Origin of the sequence: uncultured Flavobacterium sp., assembly GCF_963975005.1 — a bacterium.
In the GTDB taxonomy this organism is placed as follows: domain Bacteria; phylum Bacteroidota; class Bacteroidia; order Flavobacteriales; family Flavobacteriaceae; genus Flavobacterium.
The window spans coordinates 1-13,923 of the sequence record NZ_CAXBFR010000070.1 but is presented as its reverse complement, the minus strand read 5'-3'; the positions used below and the strand labels follow the sequence as shown (position 1 = coordinate 13,923).

At 30.8% G+C, this 13,923-nt stretch carries 18 protein-coding genes; 15 read left to right on the top strand and 3 right to left on the bottom strand.

Translation table 11 applies throughout. From position 1 onward, the window contains the following. The 3 genes from AACZ53_RS09445 to purT all read left to right on the top strand — a co-directional run. Nucleotides 1-559 (top strand): fatty acid desaturase (locus AACZ53_RS09445; protein ID WP_339837533.1); only part of this gene is annotated, 559 nt, incomplete at its 5' end. A gap of 51 nt (nucleotides 560-610) precedes the next feature. Continuing rightward, the gene (locus tag AACZ53_RS09440; RefSeq protein ID WP_339837530.1) at nucleotides 611-1,801 is read left to right on the top strand and encodes a pyridoxal phosphate-dependent aminotransferase; all 1,191 of its coding nucleotides are present in this window, start codon (nucleotides 611-613) and stop codon (nucleotides 1,799-1,801) included. A 47-nt stretch (nucleotides 1,802-1,848) separates the two neighbouring features. Further along, entirely contained in the window at nucleotides 1,849-3,015 is a 1,167-nt protein-coding gene (purT, locus tag AACZ53_RS09435) for a formate-dependent phosphoribosylglycinamide formyltransferase (RefSeq protein ID WP_339837527.1), read from the top strand. A gap of 11 nt (nucleotides 3,016-3,026) precedes the next feature. Here purT and AACZ53_RS09430 read toward each other — a convergent pair whose 3' ends face one another. Then, entirely contained in the window at nucleotides 3,027-3,593 is a 567-nt protein-coding gene (locus AACZ53_RS09430; protein ID WP_339837539.1) for a sugar O-acetyltransferase, read from the bottom strand. 62 nt (nucleotides 3,594-3,655) lie between these two features. Here AACZ53_RS09430 and AACZ53_RS09425 point away from each other — a divergent pair, with 62 nt between their 5' ends. From AACZ53_RS09425 to AACZ53_RS09370, 12 genes are all read left to right on the top strand, one after another. Next, nucleotides 3,656-4,231, top strand: a complete 576-nt coding sequence (locus AACZ53_RS09425; RefSeq protein WP_339837524.1) for a Crp/Fnr family transcriptional regulator — start codon at nucleotides 3,656-3,658, stop codon at nucleotides 4,229-4,231. Between the two features lie 79 nt (nucleotides 4,232-4,310). Next, nucleotides 4,311-5,027, top strand: coding sequence for a pirin family protein (locus AACZ53_RS09420; protein ID WP_339837521.1), 717 nt, complete (start codon nucleotides 4,311-4,313; stop codon nucleotides 5,025-5,027). A gap of 55 nt (nucleotides 5,028-5,082) precedes the next feature. Then, nucleotides 5,083-5,361: a GNAT family N-acetyltransferase gene (locus AACZ53_RS09415; RefSeq protein WP_339837518.1), complete on the top strand. Its 279-nt coding sequence runs from the start codon at nucleotides 5,083-5,085 to the stop codon at nucleotides 5,359-5,361. A 16-nt stretch (nucleotides 5,362-5,377) separates the two neighbouring features. Next, complete coding sequence (locus AACZ53_RS09410) at nucleotides 5,378-5,611, top strand: (4Fe-4S)-binding protein (RefSeq protein ID WP_339837514.1); 234 nt, start codon at nucleotides 5,378-5,380, stop codon at nucleotides 5,609-5,611. After that, nucleotides 5,604-6,131 (top strand): NAD(P)H-dependent oxidoreductase, encoded by a 528-nt coding sequence (locus AACZ53_RS09405; protein WP_339837511.1) that lies wholly within the window; start codon nucleotides 5,604-5,606, stop codon nucleotides 6,129-6,131. The genes AACZ53_RS09410 and AACZ53_RS09405 overlap by 8 nt, the downstream gene beginning before the upstream one ends. A gap of 84 nt (nucleotides 6,132-6,215) precedes the next feature. After that, the gene (locus tag AACZ53_RS09400; protein ID WP_339837508.1) at nucleotides 6,216-6,746 is read left to right on the top strand and encodes a YceI family protein; all 531 of its coding nucleotides are present in this window, start codon (nucleotides 6,216-6,218) and stop codon (nucleotides 6,744-6,746) included. A gap of 137 nt (nucleotides 6,747-6,883) precedes the next feature. Further along, the gene (fabD, locus tag AACZ53_RS09395) at nucleotides 6,884-7,759 is read left to right on the top strand and encodes an ACP S-malonyltransferase (protein WP_339837506.1); all 876 of its coding nucleotides are present in this window, start codon (nucleotides 6,884-6,886) and stop codon (nucleotides 7,757-7,759) included. A 59-nt stretch (nucleotides 7,760-7,818) separates the two neighbouring features. Continuing rightward, nucleotides 7,819-10,419, top strand: coding sequence for a T9SS type A sorting domain-containing protein (locus AACZ53_RS09390; protein WP_339837503.1), 2,601 nt, complete (start codon nucleotides 7,819-7,821; stop codon nucleotides 10,417-10,419). A gap of 104 nt (nucleotides 10,420-10,523) precedes the next feature. After that, a complete protein-coding gene (locus tag AACZ53_RS09385; protein WP_339837500.1) occupies nucleotides 10,524-11,312 on the top strand; it encodes a HipA family kinase in 789 nt (262 codons plus the stop codon). After that, entirely contained in the window at nucleotides 11,290-11,673 is a 384-nt protein-coding gene (locus AACZ53_RS09380; protein WP_339837498.1) for a DUF3037 domain-containing protein, read from the top strand. The genes AACZ53_RS09385 and AACZ53_RS09380 overlap by 23 nt, the downstream gene beginning before the upstream one ends. A 5-nt stretch (nucleotides 11,674-11,678) precedes the next feature. Beyond that, nucleotides 11,679-12,359 (top strand): peptidoglycan DD-metalloendopeptidase family protein, encoded by a 681-nt coding sequence (locus tag AACZ53_RS09375; RefSeq protein WP_339837495.1) that lies wholly within the window; start codon nucleotides 11,679-11,681, stop codon nucleotides 12,357-12,359. A 52-nt stretch (nucleotides 12,360-12,411) separates the two neighbouring features. Further along, the gene (locus AACZ53_RS09370; protein ID WP_339837492.1) at nucleotides 12,412-12,642 is read left to right on the top strand and encodes a hypothetical protein; all 231 of its coding nucleotides are present in this window, start codon (nucleotides 12,412-12,414) and stop codon (nucleotides 12,640-12,642) included. A gap of 59 nt (nucleotides 12,643-12,701) precedes the next feature. Here the strand turns inward: AACZ53_RS09370 and galE are convergent, their stop codons facing one another. Both galE and AACZ53_RS09360 read right to left on the bottom strand, forming a co-directional pair. Then, nucleotides 12,702-13,715 carry a UDP-glucose 4-epimerase GalE gene (gene galE / locus AACZ53_RS09365; protein ID WP_339837489.1) on the bottom strand — a complete coding sequence of 338 codons (1,014 nt, stop codon included), beginning with the start codon at nucleotides 13,713-13,715 and terminating at the stop codon, nucleotides 12,702-12,704. 57 nt (nucleotides 13,716-13,772) lie between these two features. Beyond that, the coding region (locus AACZ53_RS09360) for a DegT/DnrJ/EryC1/StrS family aminotransferase (RefSeq protein WP_339837537.1) at nucleotides 13,773-13,923 on the bottom strand (151 nt) is incomplete at its 5' end.

Genomic DNA, 13,923 nt, shown 5'->3' with positions numbered 1-13,923 from the left:
CACAACTGATTTCCTTCAAATGAAGCGTTATTTAAAAAGAAAACTTTCTTACGGTGAATTCAAAAAACCTTCTGTAAGATGGACTACTTTAGTAATTACAAAAGTGATTTATTTTTCAATATGGTTAGCAATTCCAATGGTAATAGGAATTGTTTGGTGGAAAGTTTTATTAGGATTTGTTGTTATGCATTATACAGCTGGAGTTATTTTAAGTGTTGTTTTCCAATTAGCACATGTTGTTGAAGATACAATTACTCCTTCTCCAAGTGAAGAGGGAACAATGGAAAATACTTGGGCTATTCACCAATTGTTTACAACTGCTAACTTCGCTCCTAAAAACTGGTTAGTAAATTATTATACTGGTGGTTTAAACCATCAAATTGAACATCACATTTTTCCACATATTAGTCATATACATTATGATAAAATTGCAAAAATTGTAAAAGAAACAGCTTTGGAATATGATTTACCTTATTATGAATTTAAAACCATGAGAGGTGCTCTTTACTCGCACTTTAAACATCTAAAAGATTTAGGAAAAAAACCTCAATTAGCATAAACATCTGGACGCGATTAATTTCGCGTCTCTTTATTTAATATCATCAACACAATGAACAATCCACTTTCAGACAGAATTAACAAATTATCAACTTCTCAAACCTTAGCTATGGCTGCTTTGGCAAGAGAATTAAAATCACAAGGTAAAGACATTATCAGTTTAAGTTTAGGTGAACCTGATTTCAACACACCTGATTTTATAAAAGAAGCTGCAAAAAAAGCAATCGATGAAAATTATTCAACCTATTCTCCAGTTGATGGATATATGGATTTGAAAGAAGCAATATGTAGAAAATTCAAAAGAGACAACGATTTAGAGTATAAACCTTCTAATGTTGTAGTTTCTACAGGTGCAAAACAATCGTTATATAACATTGCGCAAGTTATGCTAAACGATGGTGATGAAGTAATTTTACCAGCTCCTTATTGGGTTTCTTATTATGAAATCGTAAAAATGGCTGGAGGAATTCCTGTTGAAGTGCCAACAACTATTGAAAGTGATTTTAAAATCACCCCAGAACAATTAGAAAAAGCGATTACACCAAAAACAAAAATGATTTGGTATAGTTCTCCATGTAACCCAAGTGGTTCTGTTTTTAACCGTGAAGAGTTAACGGCTTTATCAAAAGTAATTCTAAACCAAAAACAAGAAATTTATGTAGTTTCTGATGAAATTTACGAACATATCAACTTCTCAGGAACATTTTGCAGTATAGCTTCAATTCCAGATATGTTTGAAAGAACTATTACAGTAAATGGAGTTGCAAAAGCATTTGCAATGACAGGTTGGAGAATTGGTTATATTGGAGCTTCTGAAATTATAGCAAAAGCTTGTACAAAAATGCAAGGACAAGTAACTTCTGGAGCAAATTCTATTGCTCAAAGAGCTACAATTGCAGCTGTTGATGCTGATCCAAAAGTATTAAATGAAATGGTTTCAGCTTTTAAAAGCAGAAGAGATTTAGTAGTTGGATTAATTAAAGAAATTCCAGGATTAAAAATCAATTCACCTGAAGGAGCATTTTATGTTTTTCCAGATGTCTCTGAATATTTCGGAAAAACATTAAGAGGAACAGAAATTAAAGATGCAAACGATTTTGCCATGTATTTACTTTCTGAAGCTAATGTTGCAACAGTAACTGGTGAAGCTTTTGGAAATGCAAACTGTATTCGTTTTTCTTATGCAACGAGCGAAACACAATTAATAGAAGCATTACGAAGAATTAAAGAAGTATTAGCATAAACATATATTTGCCTCAAGGAAACTTGGGGCTTTTTTATTACAAAAAAATGAACAAAAAAATACTACTATTAGGTTCAGGTGAACTAGGAAAAGAATTTGTAATTGCAGCACAACGAATTGGACAAACGGTTATTGCAGTTGATAGCTATGAAAATGCTCCAGCAATGCAAGTAGCTCATGGTTTTGAAGTCATCAATATGCTTGATGGTTCTGAATTAGACAGAATCGTAGCTAAACACCAACCTGATTTTATTGTTCCAGAAATTGAAGCTATTCGAACAGAACGTTTTTATGATTATGAAAAGCAAGGAATAACAGTTGTTCCTTCTGCAAAAGCTGCAAATTTTACAATGAATAGAAAAGCTATTCGTGATTTAGCCGCTAAAGATTTAGGTTTAAAAACAGCAAATTATCGTTATGCAACAACTGCAGATGAATTACAAAAAGCTGTTGAAGAAGTCGGAATGCCTTGTGTAGTAAAACCATTAATGAGCTCGTCTGGAAAAGGTCAGTCTACAATCAAAACTAATGAAGATATTACAAAAGCATGGAATTATGCTGTTGAAGGTTCTCGTGGTGATGTAGTTGAAGTAATTGTGGAAGCCTTTGTGAATTTTCATTCTGAAATTACTTTATTAACGGTTACCCAAAACAACAACCCTACTCTTTTCTGTGCTCCAATAGGCCACAGACAAGAACGTGGTGATTATCAAGAAAGTTGGCAACCTGCAAGAGTTTCAGACAAAGATTTATTTGAAGCACAAGACATGGCTGAAAAAGTTACGGAAGCCCTTGGTGGCGCTGGACTTTTTGGTGTAGAATTTTTCTTGACTGATGAAGGTGTTTATTTCTCTGAATTATCACCAAGACCTCATGATACTGGAATGGTAACTTTAGCTAATACTCAAAATTTCAATGAATTTGAATTACATCTTCGTGCTATTTTAAGTTTGCCTATTGCAGAAATTACTCTAGAAAAAAATGGAGCAAGTGCTGTAATTTTAGCTTCTGAAAATTCAAACCATCCAACATTTACAGGAATTGAAAATGTAGCTTGTTTGCCAAAAACAGATTTTAGATTATTCGGAAAACCTACTTCTAGACCTTATAGAAGAATGGGGGTCGTTTTATCGTATGATTCTTTAGAAACTCCTATTGAAGAAATTGTGGAAAGAGCAAAAGAAACAGCAAAATTGGTAACTGTAATTAAATAAAAAGAAATAAACTAAACGTTTTCTTGATTCAATTTTTTAATAACTTTTGCAGGATTTCCAACTGCCATTGAATTATCTGGAATATCTTTTGTTACCACAGAACCAGCTCCAATAACACATCCATTCCCAATTTTCACTCCTGGACAAATGGTTGTGTTTCCTCCAATCCAACAATCATTACCTATTGAAACTGGTTTTGAAATTTCCTTAAGTCTACGTTCTTTTGCATTTAATGGATGTGTCGCTGTATAAATATGGACACCTGGACCAATTAAAGCGTTATCTCCTATTTCAACTTTCATTTCGTCTAAAACCACACAATTTATATTAAAATATACATTTTCACCTAAGTGTAAATTGTATCCATAATCACAATGAAAAGGTGGTTCAATATATAGTCTTTTGTGTGCATTTGGCATTAAACTGTGAAGAATATTTCTTGCATTACCGTTCATAACATATTCTGTTACATTCAAACGATGAAGAAGTTTTTTTGCATGTAAACGTTCAGCAACAAGCTCTTTATCGTCAGCATAATAGCTTTCACCTGCAAGCATTTTTTCCTTTTCTGTTTTCATTGCTTCTGTTTTCATCTATCAAATATAACGTTTCTATTAAATTATATAGTACTTTTGATATAATGCAATTGATCATTCAAAATATAGAAAAAATAGTTTCGCTTTCTCAACAAGAAAAAGAATTGATTTTGTCTAAAATTGAAATTCAGCAATACAAAGCCAAAACCGTTTTATTAAATGCTGGTGAAATTTGCAAACATTCCTATTTTGTAAATTCTGGTATATTAAGAAGCTTCAATATTAACGACAATATTGTTGAGCACGTTTTACATTTTGCTTGCGAAGGTTGGTGGATTGGAGACATGTATAGTTTACTTTCTCAAAAACCTGGAAATTTATTCATTGAAGTTAATGAAGATGCAGAAGTTGCTATACTTTCAAAAGAAAACCAAGATGAATTATATTATAAAATTCCAAAATTAGAACGCTTTTTTAGAATTCTAACCGAAAATTCATTAGTAGCACATCAAGAACGTTTAATGGATAATTTAAGTTTATCAGCCGAAGAACGTTTTGAAAAATTTTGTTCAAAATATCCAACATTAATTCAACGCATACCTCAAAAACAAATTGCTTCATATATTGGTGTTACACCTGAATTTTTCAGCAAGATGAAAGCTAAAATGTTGAAGAAATAATTTCTTAATCTAGGTTAAGTGCTTGTAATCTATTCCTAACGTAAATTTGTATCATAATAATTACTAAATTTACAATAAGATGAAAAATACAGTTTTACATAAAGCAAACACTAGAGGAAATGCAAATCATGGTTGGTTAAATGCTTTTCATAGTTTCAGTTTTGGAAGTTGGTACAATCCAGAGAGAGTTCAATTTGGAACTTTAAGAGTTTTAAATGATGACACAATTGCAGCTGGAATGGGTTTTGGTACTCATCCTCATGATAATATGGAAATCATTACTATTCCGTTAGAAGGCGATTTAGCACACAAAGACAGTATGGGAAATGCAGCTACCATAAAAACTGGTGATGTACAAGTTATGAGTGCTGGAACTGGAATTCAACATTCTGAATTTAATCCAAATCCTGATTTACAAACTAAATTATTTCAAATTTGGTTGTTTCCAAAAACTCGTGATGTAGAACCAAGGTATCAACAAATTACTTTAGATAAATCGTTAGAAAAAAATGATTTTGCTCAAATATTATCTCCAAACGCAGATGATGCTGGAGTTTGGATTCATCAAGATGCTTGGTTTTATTTAAGTGATTTTGATGGCAATTTTTCTAAAAAACTTACGCTTAAAAAAGAAGGAAACGGATTTTATATCATGAACATTGAAGGAGAAATCGAAGTAAATGGTGAAAAACTAGAACAAAGAGATGCAATAGGAATTTGGGAAACTTCTGAATTAGAAATAAAAGCAAATACAAAAGCAAAATTTTTAATAATGGAAATTCCAATGGAAGTTTAAGAATGTGCTCAGTGTTCAGTTAGGAGTATTCAGTCGTAGTTTAAATTAAAAAAAAATGGAAGTACAATTAAATATAAACGATAAAAATGGTTTTTTCTACATAGAAGTTAATGGAAAAACAGAAGCTAAAATGACTTTTGTATTTGCAGGTGAAGATAAAATTATAATTGACCACACAGAAGTAAACGAAGGGAATAATGGAAAAGGCTTTGGTAAAATGATGGTTGCAAAAGCTGTTGAATTTGCTAGAGAAAAGAATTTAAAAATAATTCCGCTTTGTCCTTTTGTAAAAAGTTTGATTGAAAAAACACCTGAATTTCAGGATATTTTATAACTTAAATATAGTAGCTATGAATCCAAAAGACATTACAAAAGAATATACAAACGGTGAAGTTACTGTTGTATGGCAATCTGGAAAATGCACACATTCTGGAAATTGCGTAAAAAACAATCCTGATGTATTTCAGCCCAAAGAAAAACCATGGATTAAAATTGATGCCTCGACTTCAGAAAAGATAATTGAAACAGTAAAAAAATGTCCTTCTGGAGCTTTATCATACTATAAAACCAAAAATAATGACTAAAAAAATAATTGCCTTTGGAGGATCTTCTAGCAAAAATTCAATCAATAAAAAATTAGCTACTTATACTTCAAGTTTATTTCAAGATGCAACTGTAGAAATTTTGGATCTAAATGATTTTGAAATGCCTGTTTTTTCAGTAGACAAAGAAGAAAATGGTTTCCCTAAAGAAGCTCAAAATTTCTTGGATAAAATGGAAGAAGCAGATTTACTAGTTGTTTCATTAGCCGAACACAATGGCGCTTACACTGCTTCATTTAAAAATATTTTAGATTGGACTTCTAGAATAAACGGAAAAGTTTTTCAAGGCAAAAGAATGTTATTAATGGCAACTTCTCCTGGTGCTCGTGGTGGACAATCTGTTCTAGACATCGCAAAAGATAGATTTCCAAGACATGATGCTGCTTTAGTAGGCACATTTTCTTTACCCAGTTTTTACGAAAATTTTGATAAAACTAACGGCATTATTAATCCTGAACTAAAAAACAACCTATTAGACATAATAAAATCAATTGATTTATAATTTCTTAATCTAGGTTAAGTGATAAGCTAACTATCTAGTTGTAAATTTGTAGTCTTATTATAAATCATTTAAAAAACATATATTATGGCAACTACAAAATGGGCAATTGACCCAACACATTCAGAAATTGGTTTTAAAGTAAAGCACATGATGTTTACCAATGTTTCAGGAAAATTTGACACCTATAACGGGACGATAGAAACAGAAGAAAACGATTTTACAACAGCAAAAATTTCATTCTCAGCTGATATAGACTCCGTTGATACAAGAAACACAGACAGAGACAATCACCTAAAAAGTGGTGATTTTTTTGATGCTGAAAACCATCCAAAATTAACTTTTACAGGTAAATCTTTTACTAAAGTAAGTGAAAACCAATATGAATTAACTGGTGATTTAGCTATAAAAGGAACTTCAAAAGAAGTGAAATTTCCTGTAGAATTTAGTGGATTAATGCAAGATCCTTGGGGAAATACCAAAGTGGGATTAAATATTGAAAGCAAAATTAACCGAAAAGATTGGGGACTAAATTGGAATTCAGCTTTAGAAACTGGTGGAGTTTTAGTAGGTGAAGAAGTAAAACTTATCATTGATTTACAACTGGCCAAAGCATAATTTTACCATTCAAAAACATACAACCTTACAGATTTTAGTATTTGTAAGGTTTTTTTATGTTGAAAAAGTTTAATTTTGCAGAGGTTTTGATTTTAACTTTTAAACTCATAACCTTTTAAACTTTTAAACTCAAAAACATGAAAGCATACGTATTTCCTGGTCAAGGAGCACAATTCTCAGGAATGGGAAAAGACTTATATGAAAATTCGGCATTAGCCAAAGAGCTATTTGAAAAAGCAAACGATATTCTAGGTTTCAGAATCACAGACATTATGTTTGAAGGAACTGCTGAAGAATTAAAAGAAACGAAAGTAACCCAACCAGCTGTATTTTTACATTCAGTTATCTTAGCTAAAACTTTAGGTGATGATTTTAAACCTGAAATGGTTGCAGGTCACTCATTAGGTGAATTTTCAGCATTAGTTGCCAATGGAGCATTATCTTTTGAAGATGGATTAAAATTAGTTTCACAAAGAGCTTTGGCTATGCAAAAAGCATGTGAAATTAAACCTTCAACAATGGCTGCTGTTTTAAACTTAGATGATAAAATTGTAGAAGACATTTGTGCTTCAATTGATGGAATTGTTGTAGCTGCAAATTATAACTGTCCTGGTCAATTGGTAATTTCTGGAGAATACAAAGCTGTTGAGGAAGCTTGTGAAAAAATGAAAGAAGCTGGAGCAAAACGTGCTTTAATTTTACCTGTTGGTGGAGCTTTTCATTCTCCAATGATGGAACCTGCAAGGGAAGAATTGGCAGCAGCTATTGAAGCAACAACTTTTTCTACTCCTATTTGTCCAGTTTATCAAAATGTAACGGCAAGTGCTGTTTCTGATGCTGAAGAGATTAAGAAAAACTTAATCATTCAATTAACGGCTCCAGTTAGATGGACACAATCTGTACAACAAATGATTGCTGATGGAGCTACAAGTTTTACAGAAGTTGGCCCAGGAAAAGTGTTGGTTGGATTAGTTGGAAAAATTAATAAAGACGCTGAAACGCATTCTGCTTAATTAATTTTTTCTAAAGAAATGATTAAATTCATTATCTTTGATAGTCAAATTGATTGATTATGAAAAATTTATTTTTTTATTTAGTACTGTTTTTTACTGTTATTACTAATGCCCAAACAGTTGCTGAGCTAGACCTTACTTTTAATAATAATCCTAATTTAACAGGAGATGGAATTGGCGCTCCTTATGGAAATGTTTATACTTCTGCAAAACAATCAGATGGTAAAATTCTTATTGGTGGTGATTTTTGGAAGTATAATGGCATTGATTGTACCGGAATAATAAGATTAAATACTGATGGCTCAATAGATAACAGCTTCAATATCATTATAAACGGCATAAACGGTAACAACTCTATATATTCAATAAATATTCTATCTGATGGAAAGATAATAATTGCAGGAAATTATGGAATTAAAAGATTAAACTCAGATGGATCTATTGATTCAACTTTTAATTTATCTATGACTTCTGGTGGATATATAAAGACTTCGACAATTCAACCAGATGGTAAAATATTGATAGGAGGTAGTTTTACTGCTTATAATAATATTTCTACTTACAGAATTGCAAGATTAAATACAGACGGTTCACTAGATACAAACTTTAACGTTGGTGGTTTAGGAGCACAATACGGAATTACAGGAAGTAGTAACGAAACTATTGTAAAAAACATTAAGTTACAAGCAGATGGAAAAATAATAGTGATTGGTAACTTTACAGCCTTCAATAGTACTATTAGAAACCATATAGCAAGATTAAACAATGACGGATCAATTGATTTAAGTTTTAATTCTGAAATAGGATTTGGATTTCAATCTAATCAATATGTTAATGCTAATTCAATTTCTATACAACCAGATAACAAAATCATTGTAGGAGGTCAGTTTATAACCTACAATAATTCTCCTGCTAAAGGTCTTGTAAGAATTAATAGCGATGGAACAATTGACAATACATTTAATATTGGAAATGGATTCGCGCTGTTAGGTACTTATCCAAGTGGAAACACTTTTTTATATCCTGGTTACGTAATCGCAACTGAAATTCAATCTGATGGGAAAATATTAATTGGTGGTCGCTTTACTAAAATTGATCAAATTTCCATAAAGAATCTTGCAAGGTTAAATTCAGATGGCACACTAGATTCATCATTTCTTAATATTTATGGCCCAGAAGACTATAATATTAATTACAACAACCCTTTGAACAACGAAGTGTCAAAAATATCATCCTTATTAATATTATCTAACCAAAGTATTTTGATTGGTGGTAACTTTAATTATTATAATTACACCGAATTTGGCAGAATCGCAAAACTAAATAATAATGGTACAGTTGATTTTGATTTTAACAAAAATAATGGCCCTACTAATTCTGTATTTTGTACAAAAATTCAGTCTGATGGAAAAATAATAATTGGAGGGAATTTTTCAAGATATAATGGAAATGACCAAAGAGGTATCGTGAGAGTAAATATAGATGGAAGTACTGATACAAGTTTCAATATTGGACGTGGAATAATAAATTCAAGCACATTCCTTTCATGGAGCAATATTGCTTATGTTAAATCAATAATCATTCAACCAGACAATAAAATTATAATTGGTGGTTTATTTAATATATTTGACAATACGCCTAAAAATTTAATTGTAAGATTAAATACTGATGGCTCAATTGATGATACTTTCAACCCTTTTTTGCCTTCAATTTATCAAATTAATGATTTAATTCTTCAGCCTGATGGAAAAGTAATTGTAAAAAGTAACAATAAGTTATTTCGATTAAATTCTGATGGTTCAAATGATGCTATTTTTAATCACATCACTTTGTATAATAGCAGTGGCACAATAAATTACTTCAACAAAACAATTGCACTTAAAAACGATGGAAAAATCATTTATTCTGATGGAAATAGTATAAAAAGCTTAAACACTGACGGATCAATTGATTCAAGTTTTAATGTTATTACAACTTCAAGTGGAGTTACATCTATAGAAATTCAACCGGACGGAAAAATAATTGCTGCTGGAGATTTCACGAGTGTAAATAATGTTAACGTGTATAAAATTGCACGTTTCAATTCTAATGGGACTCTCGATGTAACTTTTTTTCCAAATAATTTTTATATTAGCAACAGGATACTCACAACAAAAACACTAAGTAATGGCAAAATATTATTAGGTTATGATACTAATGAATCATTATTATTATTAAATAGCAATGGTAGTCTTGATTCAAATTTTAATACTGGAACTGGTTTTGGTTACGGGTTATTCGATTATAGAAAATCTATTTATGATATAAACATACAAGTCGATAATAAAATCTTAGTTGGTGGATCATTTACATCTTATAATGGTATCAAACAGAATAGAATTTTAAGATTAAACAATTCAGGCAGTTTAACTAATGATTTATTCAATTCTTCAAACGAAATTTCTTTATATCCAAATCCAACAAATCATTTATTAAACATTGATGTTCCTGATAATTTTGAAGTTAAATCTATAAATATTATAAATCAAATTGGCCAAACTATTATTAACCAAAATGAAAACTATAAATCTATTGATGTTTCTACTTTAAGTAATGGTATCTATTTCATAAAAATAAATAGTGAAAATGGAACTATTACAAAGCAATTTATTAAAAATTAATAAAGAAGCGGAAACGCATTCTGCATAACAAATAAATCTTAAAAAACTCCGATAGAAATATCGGAGTTTTTTTTGGCTATCTTTGTAAAAAGAATGCAGTATTTATGAATTTAGATTTACGAACTGTAAACGTTACACGATACATAACACCACTTCGCGAAGGTGGTTCGCTACCTGCATTAGCTGAAGCTGATGATGATTTTAAATATGTTTTAAAATTTCGTGGTGCAGGACATGGTGTAAAAGCACTTATTGCTGAATATTTAGGAGGTCAAATTGCAAAATATTTGGGTTTACCAATTCCTGAATTAGTATTTGCTAACTTGGATGAAGCTTTTGGAAGAACAGAAGCCGATGAAGAAATTCAAGATTTATTGAAATTTAGTCAAGGTTTAAACTTAGGATTACATTTCTTATCTGGAGCTTTAACTTATGATGCAGCGGCAAATGATTGTGAGGCTACTTTAGCTTCAAAAATAGTATGGTTAGATGCTTTTATCATAAATGTTGACAGAACTTTTAAAAACACCAATTTATTGATTTGGAAAAAAGAACTTTGGTTGATTGATCATGGTGCTTCATTCTATTTTCATCATTCTTGGACAAATTGGGAAGCAACTGCAAAAACACCATTTGCTCTTATTAAAGATCATGTTTTATTACCTAAAGCATCGAAATTAGACGAAGTTCATGCTGAATTTACATCAAAATTAAATGACACAATATTAAAAGAAATTGTAAATCAAATTCCTGAAGATTGGTTGCATTGGGAAGACCAAAGTATTTCACCAAATGAAATTAAAGAAGTTTATTTTCAGTTTTTAAGCATACGATTACAAAACTCAGAATTATTTTTAAAACAAGCGCAAGATGCACGAAAAACACTTATATGATTATGCTGTAATTCGTGTTGTACCAAGAGTTGAACGCGAAGAATTTGTAAACATTGGTTTGATGCTTTATTCGAAGCGTCAAAAATATTTGCGCATTAAATATCAAATTCCAACTAAAAAAATTCAAGCTTTTTGTACTGATTTTGATTTAGAAATACTTAAAGTCAACCTTGAAGCACTTGTAAATATCTGCGAAGGCAAAAAAGAAGGTGGACCAGTTGCTCAATTTGAAAAAGATGAACGTTTCAGATGGATAACTGCTATAAAAAGTTCTAGCATTCAAACATCAAGACCACATTCTGGGTTTAGCGATAATTTAGATCAAACATTTGAAAAATTATATAACGAATTAGTAGAATAAACAATATGCATAGCAATTTAGAGAAAGTGCTTAAAGAACAAAAAAACGTAAAAGTCATCAATGCAACAATTGATTTTCAAGATTATGTGACATTAGATTTGTCAGCAAATCACACAGATCAATTAGATTTAAATTTAACTGATGCTGTTGTTTTTGAAGCGTTTATAGAAAATCATCTTTCAGAAAACAATGCAAAAGTTGCTTTTGGTGGCTATTTAGAGACAAGAAACTTATACAGAAGAAGTGAGGTTTTTAAAAATGAAATTACAGATGAACGCAACATTCATATTGGATTAGATTTATGGATAAAAGCAGGAACAAGTGTTTTAGCAGCTTTAGATGGGAGAATTCATAGTTTTCAAGATAATACTGCTTTAGGAGATTATGGCCCTACGGTAATATTAGAACACACAATTGAAAACTTAACTTTTTATACATTATACGGCCATTTGAGTCTAGAAAGTTTAAACGGAAAAGCAATTGGTCAAATTGTAAAAAAAGGGAATCAAATTGCAACTCTTGGAGCACCACCAATTAATGGTGATTACGCACCGCATTTACATTTTCAAATCATAAAAGATATGCAAGGTAAAAAAGGAGATTACCCTGGAGTTTGTAGTAAAAACGAAATTGATTTTTTTACAAAAAACTGTCCTAATCCAAATTTTTTATTAAAGATTGAGTAGAATTTTATATATTTGATAACCAAATTATTATTAATTTCAAAAACATTAATTTATGAAAAAAGCAATTTTAGCATTAGCATTTGTATCAACACTAGCTTTTGTATCTTGTAAAGAATCTACTGAAGACAAAATAGAAGAAGCAACTGAAGCTGTTGGAACAGAAATCGAAACAGCAACTGAAGATGCAGTTGATGCAATTGATTCTACTGCAACAGAAGTTGGACACGACATGAAAGAAGGTGCTGAGCACATGGGAGATAAAATAGATGAAGCTGTAAAATAATCTCTTTTTAAACTTAAAAACCCCAAATAATTTAAAACTATTTGGGGTTTCTATTTGTATTAGCTTCTAATCTTCTGTTCCCATTTCCAGGCACTTGCTAAAGATTCCTCTAATGTAGATTGTGCTTTCCAGCCCAATACTTTATTTGCTTTATCAGTATTTGCATAAGCTTCAGTTATATCGCCTTCTCTTCTTCCTACTATTTGATAATTCAATTTTTTATTGGAAACTTTTTCAAAAGCATTTATAACTTCTAAAACAGAACTTCCTGTTCCAGTTCCTAAATTAAACGTTTCAACTTTATTAAGGTTTTTTTTATCCAATAATCGTTTCAAAGCAATAACATGTGCTTTTGCTAAATCCACTACATGTATATAATCACGAACTGCCGTTCCATCTGCTGTTGGGTAATCATTTCCATAAACGGATAACTTTTCACGCAAACCCATTGCTGTTTGAGTAATAAATGGCACTAAGTTTTGCGGAATACCAAGAGGTAGTTCTCCAATTTCAGCAGTTCGATGTGCGCCAATTGGGTTAAAATAACGCAATAAAATTGAATTCACGTTTGTTACTTTAGCTACATCAGTAATTATTTCTTCACCAATTTGTTTGGTATTTCCATAAGGTGACATTGCTTTTTGAATGGAAGCATTTTCAGTAATAGGCATATTTTCGGCTTGACCATAAACTGTACATGATGAACTAAAAATAAAATTAGCATTATTCAATTTGGTAATTTCTTGCAAAACATAAACTAACGCATTTATATTGTTTTCATAATATAACAAAGGGTTTTCAACACTTTCACCAACCGCTTTTGAAGCAGCAAAATGAATAACTCCAACGACGTCATTATGTCTAGCAAAAAAATCTTGCACAGCTAGTTTTTCTCTTAAATCTAATTTTTCAAATATTGGTTTTTTTCCTGTGATATTGAAAATTCCGTCCAAAACACTTTCAGATGAATTAGATAAATCATCAATAGCAATAACTTGAAAACCTTCATTTTGTAATTCTACTACTGTGTGTGAACCTATAAAACCTAATCCTCCTGTAACTACTATTTTCATTTTCTTGATTTTTCGATTATTTAATTATTCGATTATTCGAACAATCTAAAATTCGAATTAAACAAACTCTAAAATCGAATCCGTTATAAATTTAATTTGTTCATCATCTAATTCAGTATGCATTGGTAAAGCAATAACTTCTTTACATAATTGGTTTGTTACAGGAAAATCTTCTTCCTTATATCTTGCATCAGCATAAGCTTTTTGA

What these genes read in the sequence shown, in the direction of transcription:
- AACZ53_RS09415 (WP_339837518.1), top strand. Translation starts at nt 5,083, where the DNA reads ATGGAAGTACAATTAAATATAAACGATAAAAATGGTTTTTTCTACATA.
- AACZ53_RS09385 (WP_339837500.1), top strand. Translation starts at nt 10,524, where the DNA reads ATGAATTTAGATTTACGAACTGTAAACGTTACACGATACATAACACCA.
- AACZ53_RS09425 (WP_339837524.1), top strand. Translation starts at nt 3,656, where the DNA reads ATGCAATTGATCATTCAAAATATAGAAAAAATAGTTTCGCTTTCTCAA.
- AACZ53_RS09380 (WP_339837498.1), top strand. Translation starts at nt 11,290, where the DNA reads ATGCACGAAAAACACTTATATGATTATGCTGTAATTCGTGTTGTACCA.
- AACZ53_RS09390 (WP_339837503.1), top strand. Translation starts at nt 7,819, where the DNA reads ATGAAAAATTTATTTTTTTATTTAGTACTGTTTTTTACTGTTATTACT.
- AACZ53_RS09410 (WP_339837514.1), top strand. Translation starts at nt 5,378, where the DNA reads ATGAATCCAAAAGACATTACAAAAGAATATACAAACGGTGAAGTTACT.
- purT (WP_339837527.1), top strand. Translation starts at nt 1,849, where the DNA reads ATGAACAAAAAAATACTACTATTAGGTTCAGGTGAACTAGGAAAAGAA.
- AACZ53_RS09370 (WP_339837492.1), top strand. Translation starts at nt 12,412, where the DNA reads ATGAAAAAAGCAATTTTAGCATTAGCATTTGTATCAACACTAGCTTTT.
- AACZ53_RS09420 (WP_339837521.1), top strand. Translation starts at nt 4,311, where the DNA reads ATGAAAAATACAGTTTTACATAAAGCAAACACTAGAGGAAATGCAAAT.
- galE (WP_339837489.1), bottom strand. Translation starts at nt 13,715, where the DNA reads ATGAAAATAGTAGTTACAGGAGGATTAGGTTTTATAGGTTCACACACA.
- AACZ53_RS09440 (WP_339837530.1), top strand. Translation starts at nt 611, where the DNA reads ATGAACAATCCACTTTCAGACAGAATTAACAAATTATCAACTTCTCAA.
- AACZ53_RS09375 (WP_339837495.1), top strand. Translation starts at nt 11,679, where the DNA reads ATGCATAGCAATTTAGAGAAAGTGCTTAAAGAACAAAAAAACGTAAAA.
- fabD (WP_339837506.1), top strand. Translation starts at nt 6,884, where the DNA reads ATGAAAGCATACGTATTTCCTGGTCAAGGAGCACAATTCTCAGGAATG.
- AACZ53_RS09430 (WP_339837539.1), bottom strand. Translation starts at nt 3,593, where the DNA reads ATGAAAACAGAAAAGGAAAAAATGCTTGCAGGTGAAAGCTATTATGCT.
- AACZ53_RS09400 (WP_339837508.1), top strand. Translation starts at nt 6,216, where the DNA reads ATGGCAACTACAAAATGGGCAATTGACCCAACACATTCAGAAATTGGT.
- AACZ53_RS09405 (WP_339837511.1), top strand. Translation starts at nt 5,604, where the DNA reads ATGACTAAAAAAATAATTGCCTTTGGAGGATCTTCTAGCAAAAATTCA.